This window comes from Methylobacterium sp. JK268, from assembly GCF_054052225.1.
This window is the reverse complement of sequence record NZ_JBSVZN010000001.1, coordinates 261652-281808: the sequence shown is the minus strand read 5'-3', so window position 1 is coordinate 281808 and position 20157 is coordinate 261652. Positions and strand designations below refer to the sequence as shown.

The window sequence follows — 20157 nt, the reverse complement described above, 5'->3', positions numbered from 1 at the left end:
GCGGGCCGATCCTGCGGCCTCGCAGCGGGTCTCCTGTTGCAGGGGACTTGCGGACCGCGCAGGGGGAACCGTGATGGACCAGCACGCCGTGACGCCGGGCAGCCGACTGCCGCGCCTCGGAGCCGAGATCCAGCGGCGGCTGGGACAGGTCCTCCGGTCCGTCTACGAGAAGACCAGCGACGGGCTGCCGCTCCCGGCCGACCAGATCGACCTGCTGCTGCGCCTGCGCCACCGGGAGCGCGATCTTCAGCGCTCGCGCTGAGCCGCGCGCGGGCTTGCCGATCCGCCCCTCCGAACCGGCATCCTTCACGTCGCGCAGGAAAGACAATCCCTCGCGAGCGCGTTCCGCTTCAAGCAAGGTGACGGCGGCAAACCCACCGCCTCACGCTGAGGTGCGACCGAAGGGAGCCTCGAAGCACCCAGGAACTGGTTGTCCGAGGCGCCCTTGTCCTGGACCGGTGGTCAGGGGTGCTTCGAGGCTGCGCGCGATCTTCGATCGCCGCAGCACCTCAGCGAGAGGAATGGTGTGGGTTCCACGATGCCCCCTTGATGGGCCGTTCACCAGGATGCGGCCATCCGGCCGCCCACCCGCGGCGTTCCCCGCTCAGACCCCCTCGCCCATGGCCGATTGGATCATCCGGTCGCCGTTGAGATCGTCCTCGGTGTAGCCGAGAAGATCCGCGAGGCGGTTGCGGGCGCGGTTGACGCGGCTCTTGATCGTCCCGATCGCCACGCCGCAGATCCGCGCCACCTCCTCGTAGGACAGCCCCTCGGCGCCCACCAGGATCAGCGCCTCGCGCTGGTCCGGCGGCAGCTTGGCGAGGCCGGCCCGGAGATCCTGCACGTCGAGACGGTGGCCCTGGTCGGGCGCCGTGAAGAGCCGCGCCGCATAGGCGCCGTCCTCGTCCTGGACCTCGCGCGTGCGCTTGCGCTGCTCCGAGTAGAAGGCGTTGCGCAGGATCGTGAACAGCCACGCGTTCAGGTTCGTGCCCGGCTGGAAACGGTGCTGGTTCTGCCAGGCCCGCAGGATCGTGTCCTGCACGAGATCGTCGGCCCGCGCGGCGTTGTTGGTGAGCGAGAGCGCGAAGGCGCGCAGCGAGGGCAGGGCGGAGAGGAGCCCCGCGCGGAATTCCGGCTCGACGCTGCGCCCCTGCGCGGCGAGGGCCGCCTCCAGGCGCTCGATCAGGGCCAGGAAGGCGTCCGGAATGCCGGTCTCGACCGCCGCGTAGGCGTCGCGCAGGTGTCGGCCCAGGTGCTGCTGCACGGCGGCGGGCAGGGTCGGCTTGGCCTCGGCCGGGATCAGGGCGTCGGCGTTCGGATGCAGCATGGGGAAGACTCTCGACAGGGGGAGGGGCCGCAGGCGGCGGGAGCGCCCATCGGCCGGGATCGGGGAGGGGGTTCACCACCCGCGGGGACGGGCGACCGGGTCGGGCGCGCGGGCGTCGGCCACGCTCCGCCGCGCGGGCGCGTTCGTCATCGGATCCTCCTCCGCTCCCGCGACGCCGGCCGCGCGCCTGGCCCGACCATGGCGGCGGGCCTCGGCGCCGGTCATGGGCGCGGCCCGCGATTCCGGGCCGAGCGCCGGGGCAACGGCCCAACCACGGTCAAGGTTCCCGGTCGCGCCCGGCGAAATCCGCGCGGGCCGCCTTCGGGGCGGCTACCAGGAACGGCCCCCGGGCTGGCGCCGGTATTCCGCCGCGCGGATCCGCGTCAGCAGCCGGTCGAGCTGCACGAGGAGATCCCGCTCCTCGGTCTCCGCCGCCGCGATCGCCTCGGGCTCGGACCGGTAGAGGCGCTGCTGGCGCGCGAGGGCGAGCCGCCGCTCCAGCGCCTCCCGCTCCGCGTGGAGGGCGAGCAGGGCCGCCCGCTGCGAATCCTGCCCGTTCACTCTCGTCGTCGACGCCTCTGCCACGGCGGGGTCCTCGGCTGCTCCTGAGCGGCGCTCCCGTATCAACGCGCGAGCCCCCGGGACCGTCGCATCGGGGAGGCGCTTTCGTGCGGGACAGGCCCCGCGGCCCGGCGCGTGTGTCACGCAACCGTCATGGAAGCGTCATAGGGCCGGCGTCGTTGCCGGGATACCGGTCGCGCCGCGATGGAGGGCCTTCCCCAGGGACGGGCCAAAACCGCGCGTCAGTCTGACAGGAACACGGAGTGCTTTCGTGAAACCCTTCGCCACCGCGCTCGCCATCGGGCTCGCGACCGCCCAGATCGCCACCGCGGCGCTCGCCGCCGACATCACCGGCGCCGGCGCCACCTTCCCCTTCCCGGTCTACTCCAAGTGGGCCGAGGCCTACCGCAAGGAGGCCAATGTCGGCCTGAACTATCAGTCGATCGGCTCGGGCGGCGGCATCAAGCAGATCCAGGCCCGCACCGTCGATTTCGGCGCGACCGATGCTCCCCTGAAGGGCGAGGCGCTGGAAAAGGACGGTCTCGTCCAGTTCCCGACCGTGATGGGCGGCGTGGTGCCGGTGGTGAACATTCAGGGCGTCAAGTCGGGTGAGGTCAAGCTCACCGGCGAGGTGCTGGCCGAGATCTACGCCGGCAATATCAAGAAGTGGTCCGATCCCAAGATCGCCAAGCTGAACGAGAGCGTGAAGCTCCCCGACGCGGTGATCACCCCGGTCTACCGCTCGGACGCCTCCGGCACGACGAACATCTTCACCACCTACCTGTCGGACGTCTCGGCCGACTGGAAGAAGGAGTTCGGCGCCTCGACCACGATCAGCTGGCCGGCCGGCCAGGGCGGCAAGGGCAACGAGGGCGTCACCGCCGTCGTCAAGCAGGTGCCGAACGCGATCGGCTACGTCGAGTACGCCTACGCCAAGCAGAACAAGCTGCCGGTGGCGCTGCTCCAGAACAAGGCCGGCAAGTTCCCCGAGCCGGGCGACGAGGCCTTCCAGGCCGCCGCCGCCAATGCCGACTGGAAGTCCGCCCCGGGCTTCGGCATCTCGCTGACCAACCAGGCCGGCGAGAAGGCGTGGCCGATCACCGCCGCGACCTTCATCCTGGTGCCCAAGCAGCCGGCCGACGCGGCCCGCGCCGCCGACGTGCTCAAGTTCTTCGACTGGGCCTACAAGAACGGCGCCAAGATGGCGAGCGACCTCGACTACGTGCCGCTGCCCACCAACGTGGTCGGCCTGATCCACGACGAGTGGAAGAAGGTCACCGGCAAGGACGGCAAGCCGGTCCTCGGCCTGTAAGGGCGGTCTTCACGGCCCGCACCGAACGCGGATCCCCCTCCCATTGCGGGAGGGGGATTCTCCGCGTCACGACCGACCCGCCGGCCGGGACTCGCCACGCCCGGCGCCACGCGCTACAGGCGGCTCACTCAAGGGAACCACCGGATGGTCGCGTTGTCCGAATCCGCCGCTCTCGCCACTGCCCCGAAGGCCGCGCGCTCCGCGCCGAGCCCGGTGGCGGACCGCCTGTTCTACGCCGCCTCCCTGGGTTCGGCGCTGCTGGTCCTCCTCGTGCTTGCCGGCATCCTGGCGTCCATCGTCTACGGCGGCTGGCCGGCCTTCCAGACCTTCGGCCCCGGCTTCATCACGTCGAGCGCCTGGAACGTGGGGCGCGAGGAGTACGGGGCGCTCGTCGCCATCATCGGGACCCTGGTCTCGGCCTTCCTGGCGCTGCTGATCGGGGTGCCGATCTCGCTCGGGATCGCGATCTACCTCACCCAGCTCTGCCCCGGCTGGGCGCGCCGGCCGGTCGCCATGACGATCGAGCTCCTCGCCTCGGTGCCGAGCATCATCTACGGGATGTGGGGCCTGTTCGTCTTCGCGCCGCTCTTCGCGCGCTTCGTGCAGGTGCCGGTGTCGAACCTCGTCGAGGGGCTGCCCGTGGTCGGCACGCTCCTCTACGCCCAGGTGCCGTCCGGCGTCGGCGTGCTGACCGCCGGGATCATCCTGGCGATCATGATCGTGCCCTTCGTGGCCTCGATCACCCGGGACATGCTCGACCAGATCCCGACCGTGCTGCGCGAGAGCGCCTACGGCATCGGCTGCACCACCTGGGAGGTGGTGCGCCACGTCCTGCTGCCGCAGGCGTCGGTGTCGATCATCGGCGCGATCATGCTGGGCCTCGGGCGGGCGCTGGGGGAGACCATGGCGGTCACCTTCGTGATCGGCAACGCCAACCGCCTGTCGGCCTCGGTCTTCGATCCCGGCTCGACCATCGCGTCGCGCATCGCCAACGAGTTCAACGAGGCGGACGGCATGCAGCTCCACGCGCTGCTGGCGCTCGGCTGCATCCTGTTCATCGTCACCTTCATCGTTCTGATCATCGCCCGGCTGCTGGTGCGCCGGGTGAAGGTCGCCTGATCGCCGGAGCCGATCCATGGACGCCCGCACCCTCGCTCCGGCCGGCCCTTCTCCCACGACGCCCGCCCTCCAGGCCCCCCAGGCCTGGGGCCGCGTCCGGGCCGGCCGCCGCACGGCCGACCGGCTGCTCATCGTGCTCTGCACCGCCGCCACCGCGCTCGGGGCGGTCGTGCTCGGCTCGATCCTGATCATGCTGATCATCGAGGGCATCCGCGGCTTCTCGCCGGCCCTCTTCACCCAGGTCACGCCCGGTCCCGGCTCCGAGGGCGGCGGCATCGCCAACGCGATCCTCGGCAGCCTGATCATGACGGTGATCGGAATCGTGGTGGCGACGCCGGTCGGGGTGCTCGCCGGCACCTACCTCGCCGAGTACGGGCGAACCTCCAAGCTCGCGGACGCGATCCGCTTCCTCAACGACATCCTGCTGTCGGCGCCCTCGATCCTGATCGGCCTGTTCGTCTACACGGTCATGGTCCGCCCCATGGGCGGCTACTCGGGGTGGGCCGGCGGCGTGTCGCTGGCGATCATCGCCACCCCGGTCATCGTGCGCACCACCGAGGACATGCTGCGCCTCGTGCCGAGCCCCCTGCGCGAGGCGGGGGCGGCCCTCGGCGCCCCGCCCTCGATCGTCATCCGCGCGGTGACCTGGAGGGCCGCGCAGGCCGGCATCGTCACCGGCATCCTGCTGGCGCTGGCCCGCATCGCGGGCGAGACCGCGCCGCTCCTCTTCACCGCCCTCAACAACAATTCCTGGTTCAGCCCGAACCTGATGGGCGGCGTCGCCAACCTGCCGGTCATGATCTACCAGTTCGCCCTGTCCCCCTACGAGAACTGGCGGCAGCTCGCCTGGGCGGGCGCGCTCCTGATCACCGTCACCATCCTGGCCCTGTCGATCGCCGCTCGCATCTTCCTGCGCGGCGGCAAGAGCCGCTGACGCCGATGCCCGCGTCGATGAGGCCGACCCCGTTCCGATCCTCCGGAGAATCCCGATGAGCGCCTCCGCCACCGCCGCACCGGTCGTCAAGTCGGGCTCGGCCGACGAGACCGCGCCCGTCCGGCTCGCCGTCAAGAACCTGAACTTCTACTACAACACCTTCCAGGGGCTGAAGAACGTCAACCTCAACTTCCACGACCGGCAGGTGACGGCGCTGATCGGCCCGTCGGGCTGCGGGAAGTCCACGCTTTTGCGCACCTTCAACCGCATCTACTCGCTCTATCCGGAGCAGCGGGCGGAGGGCGAGATCCTGCTCGACGGGCGCAACATCCTCGACCCGTCGATCGACCTCAACGAGCTGCGCGCCCGGGTCGGCATGGTGTTCCAGAAGCCGACCCCCTTCCCGATGTCGATCTACGACAACATCGCCTTCGGCATCCGCCTCTACGAGCGGCTCGGCAAGGCCGACCTCGACGTGCGCGTCGAGGAGGCCCTGCGCAAGGCCGCCCTGTGGGACGAGGTGAAGGACAAGCTCAAGCAATCCGGCATGGGCCTGTCGGGCGGCCAGCAGCAGCGCCTCTGCATCGCCCGCACGGTGGCGCAGCGCCCGGAGGTGATCCTGTTCGACGAGCCGACCTCGGCCCTCGACCCGATCTCGACCGGCCGCATCGAGGAGCTGCTGGAGCAGCTCCGCGGCGAGTTCACCATCGCTATCGTCACCCACAACATGCAGCAGGCGGCCCGCATCTCGCAGTTCACCGCCTTCATGTATCTCGGCGAGCTCATCGAGTTCGGGCCGACCAACCGGTTGTTCATGAACCCGACCAAGCGGCAGACGCAGGATTACATCACCGGCCGGTTCGGCTGAGCGAAACCATATCGAGCGGGGAAAGCGCCATGCCGGACCACATCGTCAGTTCCTACGACGCGGACCTGCAGAACCTGCGCCGCAGCATCGCCGAGATGGGCGGCATCGCCGAGAAGATGATGGCGGATTCCGCCACCGCGCTGGTGCGGCGCGACTCGACCCTCGCCCAGGCGGTGATCGCGGCGGATTCCCGCCTCGACACGCTCCAGCGCGAGATCGAGGAGCGGGCGATCCTGCTCATCGCCAAGCGCCAGCCGATGGCGATCGACCTGCGCGAGACCATCTCGGCGATCCGCGTCTCGGGCGACCTGGAGCGGATCGGCGACCTCGCCAAGAACATCGCCAAGCGGGTGGTGGCGATCAGCGACCAGCCCCAGCCGCAGAAGGTCGTGGTCGGCGTCCAGCACATGAGCGACCTCGTGCAGGAGCAGCTCAAGGACGTGCTCGACGCCTACGCGACGCAGGACACCGCCGCGGCCCTCGACGTCTGGGCCCGCGACGGCGGCATCGACGCCCTCTACACCTCGCTGTTCCGCGAACTCCTGACCTACATGATGGAGGATCCGCGCAACATCAGCTTCTGCACGCACTTGCTGTTCTGCGCGAAGAACGTCGAGCGGATCGGCGACCACACCACGAACATCGCCGAGACGATCCACTACCTCGTCACCGGCGAGACCCTGCCCACCGACCGGCCGAAGAACGACCGGTCGAGCTTCGCCACGGTCGCCCCGCCGGCGCCGGAGGCCTGATACCACCGGTCATTTTTAATGACCGGTGGTTCCGTTCTCGAATTTTCGTCAAGCCTCTGGCTTGGCATCGAAAATTCGAGATGGTCAACGGCCCGATGCGTCAGCATCCTGGGCCGTTGGTATGACATCGTCGGGAGTGCAGCGTCCTTGATGAGCACCAGGATCCTGATCGTCGAGGATGAGGAGCCGTTGACACTGCTCCTCCGCTACAACCTCGAGGCGGAGGGCTTCACGGTCGACGCGGTCGCGCGCGGCGACGAGGCCGACATCCGGCTGCGCGAGCATGTGCCGGACCTCGTCCTCCTCGACTGGATGGTCCCGGGCCTGTCCGGGATCGAACTCTGCCGCCGCATCCGGGCGCGGCGGGAGACCGAGCGCCTGCCGATCATCATGCTGACGGCGCGGGGGGAGGAGGGCGACCGGGTGCGCGGGCTCGCCACCGGCGCCGACGACTACATCGTCAAGCCCTTCTCGGTGCCGGAGCTGCTCGCGCGGGTGCGGGCGCTGCTGCGCCGCGCCAAGCCGGCCCACGTGGCGCATCTGCTCGTCGCGGGCGACATCGAGCTGGACCGGGTCAGCCACCGGGTCCGCCGCGAGGGCCGCGAGCTGCATCTCGGCCCGACCGAGTTCAAGCTGCTCGAATTCCTGATGCAGAGCCCCGGCCGGGTCTTCTCCCGCGAGCAGCTCCTCGACGGCGTCTGGGGCCACGACGTCTATATCGACGAGCGCACGGTGGACGTGCATATCGGCCGCCTGCGCAAGGCCATCAACCGGCCGCGCCGGCCCGACCCGATCCGGACCGTCCGGGGCTCCGGCTACTCCTTCGACGAGATGTTCGCCAGCGGCGCCATCTAGGTGGAGCGCACGCGCGAGGCGGTGTCGTTGCTGAAGCACCCGGCTTCCGGAACCGTGGCGCGTCGAGCAGGCGATGGGTGCGCAGCGCTCCGCGACGGGTTCATCAGCGGAACGCTCCTGGAGCGCACGACACGCCTCATGCTGAGGTGCGATGTGTCTTCCCTATTCGTTCCGCTGATGAGCCTATCACGGAACATTGTACACGCGATAATCTGCTTGTGAGAGAATTCTGCACGGGCATCGACGCACTCGCATCAATTGCTCAATATCTTCGCCGCCGATCACACCCCGCGTTCATGCGCGAGGGACGGCGAAGCCGGTGAGGAACCGATGCCAACGGCCCGGCATGGGCTCGCCTCGCCCCGCGCGTGCGGAGTCGCGCGGGCAGCGCTCGGCCATGGCCCGCGCCGGTCAGCGGAAGGCCACGACCCGGCGGTCGCTGCGCTTGCGCTCGGCGGCGGGCTGGTAGGCGATGCGCGCGTGATGCGTGCAGTAGGGCAGGCCGGTGATGGACCGCGCGCCGCAGAAGCGGAAATCCGGGGAGGCCGGGTCGCCCATGGGCCAGCGGCACATGAATTCCCGCAGCTCCATGATCGTCACCCGCTCCGAGACCGGCAGCGCCACCTCGACCGGGGCCGGCGGCTCCGCGCGGATCAGGGCGAGCGGCGCGGGCGCGGGCGCCACGATCGTCGGGAGGGTGGCGGGGCGCTCCTCGTCGCCGGGGGCGCGGCTCCGGGGCGCCGGCGCCCCGTTCGTCTTCGTCACGCGCCCGGCGAGGCCGAGACGATGCACCTTGCCGATCACCGCGTTGCGCGACACGCCGCCGATCTCGGCCGCGATCTGACTCGCGCTGCGCCCCTCGCCCCAGAGCCGCTTCAGGAGCTCGACCCGTTCCTTCGTCCAGCTCGGGCCCGCATCCACCATCGCCGCCTCCGACATCCCCCATCCACCAGCCGCAACGACGCACGCGACCGCCCGCGATCGGCCAAGCGACCGCCCGTCCCGTGCCTCGAATCCTGCTGATGATCGCCGCTTCGTGACAGCGCTTGCGACGGGGGTGAACCTACAGGAGCCGCCGTTCTTCGCGCAAGAGTCCCCGGCTCGGCACCGGCCCTTTTCCCGGCGCGCGGCGGAGGGCGCCGGCCGCTCGCGGCACCGTCGCGCAGCGCGATGCGGGCGGCGGGGCGGGAGGAAGACGGCGGCGGAAAAACGCGGCTGAACAAGGCGTTAATGCGTCGTCCCGCGGGTGCAGTGCGGCCGGTGCGGCGCGTTCGGGACGGGCCGGGCGATCGGATCTGAGTCGCGCGGTAGGCCTGCCGGAGGCGCCGGACCGGCGCGGGCGGGCGAGGAGAGTGGCATCCGCGCCACGCTTCGGCGGACCGGGATCCGCCGCCCGCCGCGCCGCGGCCGACGCGACGGCGCATGCTCCACGTTGCCCGCGTGCCGGCCTGCACCTATGGTTTCGCTCCGGCGCCCCGCGCGCCCGACAGGATTGTCGCGCACTATGGGACCCTTCATGCGGACATCTCTCGCGGCCCTCCTGCCGGCCCTCGTCCTGGCCCCCGCCGGTCTCGCCGCGGAACCGGTCGGCGGGATCCACCTGGCGCCGCACCGTGCCGTCTACGACCTCACCCTGCTGCGCAGCGAAGGGGCGCGCTCGGTCGACAGCGCCCGCGGGCGCATCGTCTTCGACTTCGCGGGCGATGCCTGCCACGGCTGGACGCTCCAGTACCGGCAGGTGACCGTGCTGGAGAGCGCCGAGAGCGGCACCCGCACCTCGGACCTGCGCAACAACACCTTCGAGAGCGGCGACGGGACGGCCTTCCGCTTCCGCACGCAGACGGACCTGAACGGCAGCGCGCAGCCCCCCGTCGACGGGGACGCGAAGCGCGACGCCGCGGGGCTCGCGGTCGCCATCAAGGAGCCCCAGCGCGCGCGGATCGCCGTGCCCGGGGAGGTGCTGTTTCCCGCCTCGCACATGCGCCGCCTGATCGAGGCGGCGGAGGCCGGCGAGCACACGGTCTCGGTCAAGGTCTTCGACGGGTCGGATGACGGCCGCAAGGTCTACGACACGCTCGCGGTGATCGGCCCCCGCCGCACCGGACCGGCCGCCGTCGAGGCGAAGCCGGAAGGATCGGCGGACCCGGTGGACGGCAAGGCGGCGGGCCCGCCGGCGGAGGCGCCCCTGCAGGCGGGCGGCATGGCGACGATGCCGCGCTGGCCCGTGACCCTGAGCTACTTCTCCAGCGGCGAAGGGGAGCGCACGCCGATCTACGTGCTCTCCTTCGACCTCTACGAGAACGGCGTCAGCGGCGCGCTGCGGCTCAATTACGGCGATTTCACCCTGAGGGGCGACCTGTCGCGGATCGACCTCGGGGCGCAGAGCACGACGTGCACGCCCTGACCGGGCGCCGCGGCCGTGCTTTCCTCTTCCTCTGCGGAAGAAGCCGCCGAATGCCGGCGGAGCCGCGCACCTCCGCCGGGGTCACCGATGCCGCAGCCCGCCGAGCCGCTCGCGCTCTGCACCGATGACGATCTCGGCTACCAGCGCGGCCGGACGCGCTTCCTCCCCGGCGCGGGCTTCGCCTTCGACGAATCCTATCGCCTCGCCCACCTGCCCCTGGTCGCCCCCGAGCACCCGCTGGCGATCCCCGCGCGGCCGGGCACCTTCTACGATCGAGGCCGGCACCCGACCGTGACCTCGCTCGTCCTGCCGGTGCCGGTGGAGGATCTGCTGGCCTCGCCGGCCTATCGGGATCTCGACGCCGCCCTGCGGGCGGCGCCGTTCGCCCGCAAGATCGCCTGGATGGTGGCGGAGCGCCGCCGCCCCCGCCTCCATGCCACGCTCTGCGGCGGCCTCGCGGTCGGGGAGGCGCCCTTCGCCCTCGACCCGGCGCAGCGGGCAGCCCTGGCGGAGATCGGGCCGATCACCGTCGAGCTGCGCGGCCTGTTCTCGGGCAATCTCAATCTCGGCCGCCTCTACCTGCGGGCCTATCCGGAGAGCCGCGGCGGCGAGAACGTGGTGCGGATCCTGCAGCGCCGGCTCGGACGGAAGGAGTCCGACCTGTACGTCGTCGGCCTGCACAATCTCATCGAGGAGCTCGATCCGGACGAGGCCGCGGGCCTCGACGCGCTGATCGCCGCGTGGTGGGAGCGGCCGATCCTGCGGTTCCGGGCGGATCGCCTCTGGCTGCTGCGCGCCCGTGACGACCTCGTGCTGGATGGGGAGATCGGCGCCGTGGTGCCTCTCGCCTCGAGAGGGGGTGGGGCATGAGCGCGACCGGCGCGCCGGACCACTTCGCGCCGATCATCACCGAGCGGCTACGCCTGCGCTGCCCGCGGGCGGACGATGCGGAGGCCGTGTCGCGGATGCTGACGCCCGCAATCAGCCGCTGGCTGGCCTCGTGGCCGGTCCCGTTCACCCCCGCGATGGCAGCGGAGCGGATCGCAGCGGCGCGCCGGGCGGTCGCCGAGAACCGCGCCCTGATCTGCGCCATCGACGGGCGGGCCGATGGGATCCTGATCGGCTGGATCGGCGTCGTGCGGGAAGCGCAGGGCTGCGGCACGCTGGGCTACTGGCTCGGCGAGGCGCATCACGGGCGGGGCGTCATGCGCGAGGCTGCGCCCGCCCTGGTCGCGGCGGCATTCGCGCGGCTCGACCTCGCCGTGATCGAGGCGTCGGCCAACCCGGAGAACGCGGCCTCCCTCGGGGTGATGCGCGCCTGCGGGATGTGGCCGGCAGGGACGCGGGTGATCCACGCGCCGGCCCGCGGCCGCGACGAGGCGTGCCTCGTCTACCGGATCGCCTCGCCGACCGACCCCGCCGCGGATTGACTTCGCACCCGCACAACGCCATATCGGTGCTGCAGCGTCAGCGGCCGTACGGCCTGCGTGAGGAGGCTGCGTGACGGATTGGCCCGCTCCCATGCGCGGCAGGCCCGGCCTCCTCTTCAATCGCTTGACCCCTCCGGGCCGCTCCATCACGCGGGCAGCCCACCCCGAGAACCGGATCGCGATTGCAGTGCCACGCGCACCCTCACGGGCGATCCCGCTGCTCCCGAAAGTTCCACTCCCTTGACCCAATTCACTGATTTCGGCCTCGCGGCGCCGATCCTGAAGGCGCTCGCCGAAACCGGCTACGTCACGCCGACCCCGATCCAGGCCCAGGCCGTCCCGCTGGCCATGACCGGCCGCGACCTTTGCGGCATCGCCCAGACCGGCACCGGCAAGACCGCCGCCTTCGCCCTGCCGATCCTGCACCGCCTCGCCAGCGAGAGCCCGCAGCGCCGCGCGCCGCGCCGGGGCTGCCGCGTCCTGGTGCTCTCGCCCACCCGCGAGCTCGCCAGCCAGATCGCCGACAGCTTCCGCGACTACGGCAAGCACCTGCCCTTCTCGACCACCGTCGTGTTCGGCGGCGTCACCATCGGCCGCCAGGAGCGGGCGCTGGCGAACGGGATCGACATCCTGGTGGCGACGCCGGGCCGGCTCCTCGACCTGATCGACCGCCGCTCGCTGACCCTCGATTCCGTCGAGTACCTCGTCCTCGACGAGGCCGACCAGATGCTCGACCTCGGCTTCATCCACGCGCTCAAGCGCATCGTGACCCTGCTGCCGAAGGCCCGTCAGAGCCTGTTCTTCTCGGCCACCATGCCGAAGAACATCGCGGGCCTCGCCGCGCAGTACCTGCGCGACCCGGCCCAGGTCGCCGTGACGCCGGTCGCCACCACGGCCGAGCGCGTCGACCAGCGCGTCATCCACGTCGCGACGGGCGCCAAGCAGGCGCTGCTCGCCACCATCCTGCGCGACGAGTCGATCGACCGCGTGCTGGTCTTCACCCGCACCAAGCACGGCGCCGACCGCGTGGTGCGCGGGCTGGAGAAGTCCGGCATCGGCTCGGCGGCGATCCACGGCAACAAGTCCCAGCCGCAGCGCGAGCGGGCGCTCGCCGCCTTCCGGGCCGGGACCTGCCGGGTCCTCGTCGCCACCGACATCGCGGCCCGCGGCATCGACGTCGAGGGCGTCAGCCACGTGGTGAACTTCGACCTGCCGAACGTGCCGGAGGCCTACGTGCACCGCATCGGCCGCACGGCGCGGGCCGGGGCGGACGGGCTCGCGATCTCGTTCTGCAACGACGAGGAGCGCGCCTACCTGCGCGACATCGAGCGCCTGACCCGCCAGAAGGTGCCGGAGATGGCGATTCCCGAGGGCTTCGTCGCCCCGAGCCGCCAGGAGGCCGCGGTGGCCGAGGCCGAGGCCGAGCGCGACCGCCGCCAGCCCGGTCCGCGGGGCCAGCGCCCCGGCGGCCGGCCGCAGGGCCAGCGTCCGGCGCAGCCCCAGGGCGCGCGTCCGGCCGAGAACCGGTCGCGCAATGGCCGCCCGGCCCAGGATGGTCGCGCGGCCCATGACGGCCGCCCGGCCCGCCAGGGTCAGCCGGCGCGTCAGGGCCAGCCGGCCCGCCAGGGTCAGGAGGGTCGTCCCGCCCAGCACCGCGCCGAGGGCCACCACGGCCGGCCGCAGCAGGCGCAGGGCCAGCGCCGCGACGGCGCCCGCCCGGCCGGGGGCGGTCAGGATGGCCGCTCGATCGGCTGGCTCGACCGCGCGCCGCGCTGACGCGCCCGATCGGCCGGGCTTCGGCCCGGCTCCCGGTTCATGCAGCCCGTGCTCAGCGATGAGCACGGGCTGTCTTGCGTTCGGGGCCCTACCGGGAGGCCGGGATCCCGGCGCTGGCCGCCCAGGACTGCCCCCGCGCCTCGCCGCGGGTGCCCGCCTCCTCGATGTGCTGCCGGTACGAGGACGCGGTCATGACGTGCTGCGGCGCGTCGCTCCGCGGCGCCGCGATCCCGCGTCGGTCGCCACGCGGGGAGGCGCGAGCGGGTCCGATGCCGCGGCCCGTCAGCGGGGAGCGATGTGCCAGCGGAGGGTGACGCTCGCGGTGAACGGGATGTCAGCCGGCGGCGAGAGGGTGATGGCCGTCGGCTGCGGGATGTCGCCTTAAGAATGCTCCTGGCTCACATCCGCGCCCGTGATCTCGACGATCTCGCCCAGCGCCACGTCGGCGGCGTCCGCGAAGACCGCGGCCTGGGCGCGAGCGTCGCGCACGGCGGCGCGGCGCGCCTCGTCTCCGGCGATCCGATCATCCGCGACTTGGAATTCGATCCGGCTGATCTCGACAACGCCGCTCGACGCGAGACGGGTGATGACGTCGTTCAGTCTGTCGAGGGAGGCGGCCTTCAGCGTCATCGACGTCTGCGCCTTGTCCCTCATCGGCTCCTTTTCTTCCGGAGGCTTCTTCGCCCCTGGGGATTCACGCTCCTCCGTCAGCGAAAACGACGCTTTCTCGATGGTCACGCCGTTCTCCGCGAGCCCATCGACGACCGCCCTCGCGCGAGCGAGGCGCTCGCCGTGCGCGGCCGCGGCCTCCTGCAGCGTGCGCCCCTTGGTCTCGACGGAGACCGTGATCTCGGCCTTATCGGGCTTTTGGCGATGCTCTCCGCTCCCGCGCAGCGCGAGCACGCGGCTCGCGGCCGCCGGGGAACAGGGGCGATCCTCGACCCGGGCGGGTCCGAGCGCCGTGACAAAGCCGAAGACAAGTGCGGCCAGCCTGTGAGGGAACGGCATGAACGATCCGGGGGACAGCGAAGCATCGCCAGATTACGCTACGGAATGACGATTTCGAGGCGCTGCGAGATCCGCTGCCCCGCGGCCTCGAAGCCACGCACCCGCATCCCCATCTCCGTCCAGGATCGATGACCAGGAGGACGGGATGCGCTTCGAACTCTACCGCGATGCGGGCGGTCACTGGCGCTGGCGACTGCGGGCCGTCAACGGCGCGGTCGTCGCCGATTCGGCCGAGGGCTACGTCCGCCGGGAGGATTGCGAGCACGGCATCGCCCTCGTGAAAGGGGCCGCCCAGGCCGCGATCGTCGACATGACGCTCAAGATCGCCTGATCCACAACGCCGCGGTGACGGGACCGGCGCTCATGCGCCGGGTGCCAACTCGGCGGCGTCGGGCCGGCACCGACGGCCCGGAGACGCCCACGGTCCGGTCACGCCGGCAGGGTCCGAGCGCTGTCCGGCGCTTGGCGCCCTGCATCCGTTCAGACCGCTTCGGTATCGCCGACGGCCGTGGCGGTCAGGCGGACGTTCAGCGCCTTCAGCACGCGCAACGCGGTGTCCAGGCTCGGATTGCCCTCGTCGGAGAGCGCGCGGTACAGGCTCTCTCGCGACAGCCCGGCCTCTCGCGCGATCTGCGTCATGCCGCGCGCGCGCGCCACGACGCCGAGCGCGTGCCGAAACAATGCGGGGTCGTTCTCCTCGATCGCAGCGGCGAGATACTCGGCCACGGCCGTATCGGAATCGAGATACTGCGCGGAGTCGTAAGGTTTGATGTCCGTCATGGCGGCGCTTCCTCATACCGTTGCGGCGAGCGCCTTCGCGCGCTCGATGTCCTGCGTCTGGCTGCTCTTGTCACCACCGCAGAGGAGCAGGATCACGGTCCGATCTCGACGGGCGAAATAGACCCGGTAGCCCGGGCCATAGTCGATCCTCAATTCGCTGACGCCGCCGCCGACGGACGTGACGTCGCCGGGATTTCCGAGCGCAAGGCGATCGATGCGGAGTGCGATTCGGGCCTTCGCACGCGGGTCGCGCAACCCGGCGATCCAGGCGTCGAACTGAGCGGTCCGCGAGACCTCGAACATGCGTCATCGTAGCCTATAGGCGACGAGGCGGCAAACGCCGGCCCTCCAGGCCGGGTCGGGCTCCGGATCCTGAAACGCGCCGCCGCGCCGGCACCCGGACGTCACGACGTCCTCACGCAGCCCGTTACCGTCCAAGCTTGGCGAGCGACAGGACGCGAGGGGCCTCGAACACGACCGCGGCCCGTCGTTCCGGAGCGCCCGACCCGATCCCGCCCCAGGCACGGCCGGATAATGGCGGCCCGCCGCATTCTGGCCCCAGAGATGACCATGCTCCGTCGAGCTCGGCCGTTCCGGCGGCCAGGGCCTCGACCACCAAAAAGGGGATACCGGAATGACCTCCTCCACCGCGAACCGCCGCCGTCAGCTCGAGACCGAGCTGCAGGGCTACGAGCAGGCGCTCGCCGAGATCCGCAGCTCCGCCGGCCAGGGTGCCAACAGCCGCGCCCTGCAGCTCCAGCACGCCCGCCTCATCGACCGGGCCCGCACGGAACTGGCAGCCCTCGACGCCGAGGACGATCGGGCCTGAGACAGGCGGCCCCGCGGGAGAAGGGCCGCGGGGCCGCACCGGAGTCAGTGGTAGGGGTCGGCCGCGTCGCGCAACCCATCGCCCAGGAAGTTGAAGGCCAGCACCACCACCACCACCGGGAGGATCGGCGCCAGCAGCCAGGGATGCAGCTGCACCGCCGCGAGGTTCTGGGCCTCGTTGAGCAGCACGCCCCAGCTCGTCACCGGCGGGCGCAGACCGAGCCCCAGGAAGGACAGGGCCGTCTCGCCGAGGATCATCGAGGGGATCGACAGGGTCGCCGAGGCGATCAGGTGGCTCATGAAGTTCGGGATCAGGTGCCGGCCGATGATCCGCGCCTTCGAGGCGCCCATCAGCTCGGCCGCCCGCACGTAATCCTCCTCGCGCAGGGCCAGCAGCTTCGAGCGAACCGCGCGGGCGAGGCCCGGCCAGTCGAGGAGGCCGAGGATCAGCGTGATCGCGAAGAAGACCAGGACCGGGCTCCAGTTCGGCGGCAGCGCCGCCGAGAGGGCGAGCCAGAGCGGCAGTTCCGGCAGCGAGCGCAGGATCTCGATCAGGCGCTGCACGAGGTTGTCGACCCAGCCGCCGAGATAGCCCGCGAGCCCGCCGAAGAAGAGCCCGAGGGCGAAGGACACCGCGATCCCGACGATGCCGACCGTGAGCGAGATCCGCGACCCCGTCACGATGCGCGAGAACAGGTCGCGCCCGAGCCGGTCCGTGCCGGCGACGAACAGGGTGCCGCCCTCCGGCGGGCAGACGAGGTGCCAGTCCGTCCGTACCAGCCCCCAGAAGGCGTAAGCGTCGCCCCGGCACAGGAAGCGAAGGGGCTGCACCCTGGTGTGGTCGACCGTGTAGGTGCGGTGGAAGCGCTCGACGTCGAAATGGAACGTGTAGGGATGGGTGTAGGGCCCGACGAGCCGGCCCTCGTGGAACAGGTGCACGGGCTGGGGCGGCGCGTACAGGAAGTCGCCGTGGCGCTTGGCCGGATCGTAGGGGGCCAGCACCTCCACGAAGGGGATCAGCGCGTAGAACAGCACCAGCACGAGGCCCGCCGCCACCGCCACCCGGTGCTTGCGGAACTTCCACCAGGTGAGCCGCCAGGAGGAGGCGCGGTCGAAGACCTCGCTCTCGGCGCCCGCCGGCTCGGTGCGGCCCGGTTCGAAGGGCGCCGGGTCGACGAAGTGGCGGGGACGGACCTCCAGGTTCATCGGCGGGAGCCCCCGAGACGGATGCGCGGGTCGAGCCACGCGAGGAGGAGGTCGGAGATCAGCATCCCGATCACCGTGAGAATGGCCACGAACATCAGGATGAAGCCCGCCAGGAACTGGTCCTGGCTCTTGAGCGCGGCGAGCAGGATCGGCCCGACGGTCGGCAGGCTCAGCACCAGCGACACCAGCACCGAGCCGGAGACGAGGTGCGGCAGCAGGTTGCCGATATCGGCGATGAATGGGTTGAGCGACATCCGGAACGGGTATTTCAGCAGCGCCCGGGTCGGCGGCAGGCCCTTGGCCTTGGCGGTGACCACGTATTGCTTGCCGAGTTCGTCGAGGAGGTTGGCCCGCATGCGCCGGATCATGGCGGCGGTGCCGCCGAGCCCGATCACCAGGGTCGGCACCACGAGGTGGGCGGCGAGCGACTGCACCTTGTCCCAGGTCCAGGGTTGGCCCGCATAGGCGCTGTCGTAGAGCCCGCCGATCGAGATCCCGAGCCAGCGGTTGGCGTAGAACAGCATGATCAGGGCGAGCAGGAAGGACGGCGTGGCGAGGCCGATGTAACCGATGAACGTCGCCACGTAGTCGCCGACCGAGTATTGCCGGGTGGCCGAGTAGATCGCGATCGGGATCGACACCAGGTGCACGAAGATCACCACCGCGATGTTGACGACGAGGGTGAGCCAGAGCGCCTCGCCGACCACGTCGCGGACCGGCCGGTCGTACTCGAAGGACCAGCCCCAATTGCCCTGCAGCAGGCCGTTGAAGGCGCCCTCGGGATTGGGCCATAGGCCGATCCAGCGCAGGTACTGCTCCCAGACCGGCCGGTCGAGGCCGTATTGCTGCATCAGGAACTGCGCCTTGGCGACCGAGGCGGCCTCGCCCTGGGAGCGCAGCTCGGCGATCTGGTTCGTCAGGAAGTCCCCGGGCGGCAGCTTGATGATGAAGAAGACCAGGGCCGAGATGATCAGGAGCGTCACCGCCATGGTGAGCGTGCGGCGCAGCAGGTAGCGGATCACCGGGCGGCCTCCTTGCGCTCCGGCCCCCAGAAGAACTCGTCCATGCGGTAGATCCCGATCATGGCGGTGGGCTTCCAGCTGTAGGTCGCCTTGTCGGGCAGGTTGACGAGGCGGCTCTTGCCGACGACGGGCTGCAGCGCCCCCGAGACGGTGCCGATCACCCACTGGTTCTCGGCGCGGTTCCGGAGCATCTCGCCCCAGATCCGGGCCTGCGCGGTGGCGTCGCCGGTCGCCATCCATTGCGCGTTGAGGTCGAGGAGCGCCTTGGCCTCCGGGATGTCGACCGCCTCGCCCTCCTTGCCCTTGGTCTCCACGTACTGGCCCCATTTCGGCCAGGCGTAGGTGTCCTGGTGGTCGGGGGCGATCTCGTCGGGCGGCATCTCGGCCGTCGGCATGGCGAGGTCGAGCCCCTGCGCCGCCACCATGGTGGTCAGGCCCGCATAGGCGCGGTTGCGCAGCACCGTGCGGTCCTGCGGCTTGACGAAGAGCTTGACCCCGACCTCGCGCCAGAACTCCGCGATCAGGGTGAGCCCGTCCGTGAGCATCATGCTCTCGCCGTCCGTCTCGACGACGATCTCCAGCTCCCGCCCATCCGGCAGCAGCCGGAAACCGGCGCCGTTGCGCTCCGTGAGGCCCACCGCGTCGAGGAGGCGGGAGGCCTCCTCCGGATCGTAGCCGGCGTAGAGCGTGCGGTATTCCGGCTTGAAGAGGGGGCTTCCCTCCACGATCGTGTCGTTCCCCTCGGTGCCGAGCCCGAACAGCAGCGCGTTGTTCAGGGTGCGCCGGTCGATCGCGAGCGACAGGGCGCGGCGGTAGCGCACGTCGCGGTTGAGCTTGCGCCAGACCGGGTCGGCGGCCGTGAGGTTCGGGTAGAGGGCGATCTCCGAGCCGCGGGCGGTGGGCCAGAGGTGGGTGCGGTAGCCCTTGGCCGCCTCGCCCTCCCGCAGGATCGGGATGTCCTCCATGGTGAGGCCGCGGAACAGCAGGTCCGCCTCGCCCGCATTGGCCTTGGCGGCGAAGAGGCCGGCCGCCGCCACGTCCATCAGCACCCGGTCGATGTAGGGCAGTTGCTGCCCCTGCCCGTCGACCCGGTGATAGTAGGGGTTGCGCACGAAGACGAACCGGGGGGCCGGCGCCGTGTTGGTGACGCGCCAGGGCTGCAGCGTCGGCAGGTCCGGGTTGGTCTGCTCGAACATCGCGTCGAGGCGGTTGTGCAGCGCAGCCCAGCCCTTGGCCTTCTGCGCCTTGACCGCCGCGTCGAGGTCCTTCTTCGGCGCGTACTTGGCGTGGAAGGACTTCAGGTAGTGGGCCGGGCGGTAGATGAAGGGGTCGCGCGGGGAGGCGAGTTCCGGCAGGAAGCGCGGGTTCGGCTTCTCCCAGGTGAAGCGGACGCGGAGCGGGTCGAGGAGCTCGAAGCGGGGCAATTGCCCGTCGACCATCATGAATTCCGGCGGGCCGGAGGGGCTCAGCTCCTTGTTGAGGGCGACGTCCTCCCACCAGTAGCGGAAATCCTCCGCCGTGAAGGGCTGCCCGTCCGACCAGCGGTGCCCCGACCGCAGCGTGAAGGTGAAGACCTTGTCGTCCTGGGAGTCGAACCGCGCCAGGAGGTCGGGCTGCAGCGTGAGCCTCTCGTCGTAGCCGACGAGGCGGGTGTAGCTGTAGGCCGAGATGTAGCGGATGTCCCGCGGCTTGGAGACCAGGGTGACGACCTCGCCCCCGGGCCGGCCCACCTGGCGCCCCCGGGCCGGGAGATCGACCACGAGCGGCTCGGCGGGAAGGCGGGCCGCCGGGCCCTCGTCGGCGGCGCGGGCGAGGGGCGGGGGGAGAAGGGCGGCGAGGAGGAGGAGGGCGAGGCCGGCCCCGATGCCGCGGCGGGTGGAGGAGAGCCCCCAACCCTCCCCCCTCTGCTGGGGAGGGTGCCCCACGGCGTGGGGCGGGAGAGAGGAACCACCGTGCCGGGTATCGCTGAACCCGT

At 71.0% G+C, this 20157-nt stretch carries 22 protein-coding genes; 13 read left to right on the top strand and 9 right to left on the bottom strand.

Annotation, left to right across the window (positions count from 1 at the left end):
* The first annotated feature begins 73 nt into the window (after positions 1-73).
* Positions 74-262, top strand: a complete 189-nt coding sequence (locus ACW9J6_RS01230; protein WP_457114596.1) for a hypothetical protein — start codon at positions 74-76, stop codon at positions 260-262.
* 342 nt (positions 263-604) lie between these two features.
* On the opposite strand, the gene ACW9J6_RS01225 is transcribed toward ACW9J6_RS01230, so the two are convergent.
* Together ACW9J6_RS01225 and ACW9J6_RS01220 are read right to left on the bottom strand one after the other, a co-directional pair.
* Complete coding sequence (locus ACW9J6_RS01225) at positions 605-1327, bottom strand: NepR family anti-sigma factor (RefSeq protein ID WP_457114595.1); 723 nt, start codon at positions 1325-1327, stop codon at positions 605-607.
* A gap of 330 nt (positions 1328-1657) precedes the next feature.
* Positions 1658-1912 carry a hypothetical protein gene (locus ACW9J6_RS01220; RefSeq protein WP_457114594.1) on the bottom strand — a complete coding sequence of 85 codons (255 nt, stop codon included), beginning with the start codon at positions 1910-1912 and terminating at the stop codon, positions 1658-1660.
* A gap of 247 nt (positions 1913-2159) precedes the next feature.
* On the opposite strand from ACW9J6_RS01220, the gene pstS reads away from it, so the two are divergent.
* The 6 genes from pstS (at position 2160) to phoB (ending at position 7728) form a co-directional block, all read left to right on the top strand.
* On the top strand, positions 2160-3200 hold the full coding sequence (gene pstS, locus ACW9J6_RS01215; RefSeq protein ID WP_457114593.1) for a phosphate ABC transporter substrate-binding protein PstS: 1041 nt from the start codon (positions 2160-2162) through the stop codon (positions 3198-3200).
* 144 nt (positions 3201-3344) lie between these two features.
* Complete coding sequence (gene pstC, locus ACW9J6_RS01210; protein ID WP_457114592.1) at positions 3345-4319, top strand: phosphate ABC transporter permease subunit PstC; 975 nt, start codon at positions 3345-3347, stop codon at positions 4317-4319.
* Between the two features lie 16 nt (positions 4320-4335).
* Positions 4336-5253, top strand: coding sequence for a phosphate ABC transporter permease PstA (gene pstA, locus ACW9J6_RS01205; RefSeq protein ID WP_457114591.1), 918 nt, complete (start codon positions 4336-4338; stop codon positions 5251-5253).
* A 55-nt stretch (positions 5254-5308) separates the two neighbouring features.
* The gene (gene pstB / locus ACW9J6_RS01200) at positions 5309-6121 is read left to right on the top strand and encodes a phosphate ABC transporter ATP-binding protein PstB (RefSeq protein WP_457114590.1); all 813 of its coding nucleotides are present in this window, start codon (positions 5309-5311) and stop codon (positions 6119-6121) included.
* Between the two features lie 29 nt (positions 6122-6150).
* Positions 6151-6873: a phosphate signaling complex protein PhoU gene (phoU, locus tag ACW9J6_RS01195; RefSeq protein WP_457114589.1), complete on the top strand. Its 723-nt coding sequence runs from the start codon at positions 6151-6153 to the stop codon at positions 6871-6873.
* 150 nt (positions 6874-7023) lie between these two features.
* A complete protein-coding gene (gene phoB, locus ACW9J6_RS01190) occupies positions 7024-7728 on the top strand; it encodes a phosphate regulon transcriptional regulator PhoB (protein WP_457114588.1) in 705 nt (234 codons plus the stop codon).
* A gap of 411 nt (positions 7729-8139) precedes the next feature.
* On the opposite strand, the gene ACW9J6_RS01185 is transcribed toward phoB, so the two are convergent.
* Positions 8140-8652 carry a GcrA family cell cycle regulator gene (locus ACW9J6_RS01185; protein WP_457114729.1) on the bottom strand — a complete coding sequence of 171 codons (513 nt, stop codon included), beginning with the start codon at positions 8650-8652 and terminating at the stop codon, positions 8140-8142.
* 592 nt (positions 8653-9244) lie between these two features.
* Here ACW9J6_RS01185 and ACW9J6_RS01180 point away from each other — a divergent pair.
* From ACW9J6_RS01180 to ACW9J6_RS01165, 4 genes are all read left to right on the top strand, one after another.
* Positions 9245-10132, top strand: a complete 888-nt coding sequence (locus tag ACW9J6_RS01180) for a cell envelope integrity EipB family protein (protein ID WP_457114587.1) — start codon at positions 9245-9247, stop codon at positions 10130-10132.
* 87 nt (positions 10133-10219) lie between these two features.
* Positions 10220-11002 carry a hypothetical protein gene (locus tag ACW9J6_RS01175; RefSeq protein ID WP_457114586.1) on the top strand — a complete coding sequence of 261 codons (783 nt, stop codon included), beginning with the start codon at positions 10220-10222 and terminating at the stop codon, positions 11000-11002.
* The gene (locus ACW9J6_RS01170) at positions 10999-11562 is read left to right on the top strand and encodes a GNAT family N-acetyltransferase (RefSeq protein ID WP_457114585.1); all 564 of its coding nucleotides are present in this window, start codon (positions 10999-11001) and stop codon (positions 11560-11562) included. The genes ACW9J6_RS01175 and ACW9J6_RS01170 overlap by 4 nt, the downstream gene beginning before the upstream one ends.
* 240 nt (positions 11563-11802) lie before the next feature.
* Complete coding sequence (locus tag ACW9J6_RS01165) at positions 11803-13338, top strand: DEAD/DEAH box helicase (RefSeq protein WP_457114584.1); 1536 nt, start codon at positions 11803-11805, stop codon at positions 13336-13338.
* A 381-nt stretch (positions 13339-13719) separates the two neighbouring features.
* Here ACW9J6_RS01165 and ACW9J6_RS01160 read toward each other — a convergent pair whose 3' ends face one another.
* Entirely contained in the window at positions 13720-14346 is a 627-nt protein-coding gene (locus ACW9J6_RS01160) for an SIMPL domain-containing protein (protein ID WP_457114583.1), read from the bottom strand.
* A 145-nt stretch (positions 14347-14491) separates the two neighbouring features.
* On the opposite strand from ACW9J6_RS01160, the gene ACW9J6_RS01155 reads away from it, so the two are divergent.
* A complete protein-coding gene (locus ACW9J6_RS01155) occupies positions 14492-14677 on the top strand; it encodes a YegP family protein (RefSeq protein ID WP_457114582.1) in 186 nt (61 codons plus the stop codon).
* Between the two features lie 149 nt (positions 14678-14826).
* On the opposite strand, the gene ACW9J6_RS01150 is transcribed toward ACW9J6_RS01155, so the two are convergent.
* Together ACW9J6_RS01150 and ACW9J6_RS01145 are read right to left on the bottom strand one after the other, a co-directional pair.
* Positions 14827-15126, bottom strand: a complete 300-nt coding sequence (locus tag ACW9J6_RS01150; protein ID WP_457114581.1) for an addiction module antidote protein — start codon at positions 15124-15126, stop codon at positions 14827-14829.
* A gap of 12 nt (positions 15127-15138) precedes the next feature.
* A complete protein-coding gene (locus ACW9J6_RS01145; RefSeq protein WP_457114580.1) occupies positions 15139-15429 on the bottom strand; it encodes a type II toxin-antitoxin system RelE/ParE family toxin in 291 nt (96 codons plus the stop codon).
* A 331-nt stretch (positions 15430-15760) separates the two neighbouring features.
* On the opposite strand from ACW9J6_RS01145, the gene ACW9J6_RS01140 reads away from it, so the two are divergent.
* Positions 15761-15955, top strand: coding sequence for a hypothetical protein (locus tag ACW9J6_RS01140; protein WP_457114579.1), 195 nt, complete (start codon positions 15761-15763; stop codon positions 15953-15955).
* Between the two features lie 44 nt (positions 15956-15999).
* Here the strand turns inward: ACW9J6_RS01140 and ACW9J6_RS01135 are convergent, their stop codons facing one another.
* Genes ACW9J6_RS01135 through ACW9J6_RS01125 form a run of 3 tightly spaced genes read right to left on the bottom strand, consistent with a single transcriptional unit; the run spans position 16000 to position 20107 of the window.
* Positions 16000-17160 carry an ABC transporter permease gene (locus ACW9J6_RS01135; RefSeq protein ID WP_457114578.1) on the bottom strand — a complete coding sequence of 387 codons (1161 nt, stop codon included), beginning with the start codon at positions 17158-17160 and terminating at the stop codon, positions 16000-16002.
* Positions 17157-18182, bottom strand: a complete 1026-nt coding sequence (locus ACW9J6_RS01130) for an ABC transporter permease (protein ID WP_457114577.1) — start codon at positions 18180-18182, stop codon at positions 17157-17159. The genes ACW9J6_RS01135 and ACW9J6_RS01130 overlap by 4 nt, the downstream gene beginning before the upstream one ends.
* Positions 18179-20107, bottom strand: a complete 1929-nt coding sequence (locus ACW9J6_RS01125) for an ABC transporter substrate-binding protein (protein ID WP_457114576.1) — start codon at positions 20105-20107, stop codon at positions 18179-18181. The genes ACW9J6_RS01130 and ACW9J6_RS01125 overlap by 4 nt, the downstream gene beginning before the upstream one ends.
* Positions 20108-20157: the final 50 nt, after the last annotated feature.

Coding starts and splice junctions, on each gene's coding strand:
- ACW9J6_RS01180 (WP_457114587.1), top strand. CDS start 9,245: ATGCGGACATCTCTCGCGGCCCTCCTGCCGGCCCTCGTCCTGGCCCCC.
- ACW9J6_RS01160 (WP_457114583.1), bottom strand. CDS start 14,346: ATGCCGTTCCCTCACAGGCTGGCCGCACTTGTCTTCGGCTTTGTCACG.
- phoB (WP_457114588.1), top strand. CDS start 7,024: ATGAGCACCAGGATCCTGATCGTCGAGGATGAGGAGCCGTTGACACTG.
- ACW9J6_RS01155 (WP_457114582.1), top strand. CDS start 14,492: ATGCGCTTCGAACTCTACCGCGATGCGGGCGGTCACTGGCGCTGGCGA.
- ACW9J6_RS01175 (WP_457114586.1), top strand. CDS start 10,220: ATGCCGCAGCCCGCCGAGCCGCTCGCGCTCTGCACCGATGACGATCTC.
- ACW9J6_RS01140 (WP_457114579.1), top strand. CDS start 15,761: ATGACCTCCTCCACCGCGAACCGCCGCCGTCAGCTCGAGACCGAGCTG.
- ACW9J6_RS01225 (WP_457114595.1), bottom strand. CDS start 1,327: ATGCTGCATCCGAACGCCGACGCCCTGATCCCGGCCGAGGCCAAGCCG.
- ACW9J6_RS01230 (WP_457114596.1), top strand. CDS start 74: ATGGACCAGCACGCCGTGACGCCGGGCAGCCGACTGCCGCGCCTCGGA.
- ACW9J6_RS01145 (WP_457114580.1), bottom strand. CDS start 15,429: ATGTTCGAGGTCTCGCGGACCGCTCAGTTCGACGCCTGGATCGCCGGG.
- pstC (WP_457114592.1), top strand. CDS start 3,345: ATGGTCGCGTTGTCCGAATCCGCCGCTCTCGCCACTGCCCCGAAGGCC.
- ACW9J6_RS01185 (WP_457114729.1), bottom strand. CDS start 8,652: ATGGTGGATGCGGGCCCGAGCTGGACGAAGGAACGGGTCGAGCTCCTG.
- pstA (WP_457114591.1), top strand. CDS start 4,336: ATGGACGCCCGCACCCTCGCTCCGGCCGGCCCTTCTCCCACGACGCCC.
- ACW9J6_RS01135 (WP_457114578.1), bottom strand. CDS start 17,160: ATGAACCTGGAGGTCCGTCCCCGCCACTTCGTCGACCCGGCGCCCTTC.
- ACW9J6_RS01150 (WP_457114581.1), bottom strand. CDS start 15,126: ATGACGGACATCAAACCTTACGACTCCGCGCAGTATCTCGATTCCGAT.
- ACW9J6_RS01170 (WP_457114585.1), top strand. CDS start 10,999: ATGAGCGCGACCGGCGCGCCGGACCACTTCGCGCCGATCATCACCGAG.
- pstB (WP_457114590.1), top strand. CDS start 5,309: ATGAGCGCCTCCGCCACCGCCGCACCGGTCGTCAAGTCGGGCTCGGCC.
- phoU (WP_457114589.1), top strand. CDS start 6,151: ATGCCGGACCACATCGTCAGTTCCTACGACGCGGACCTGCAGAACCTG.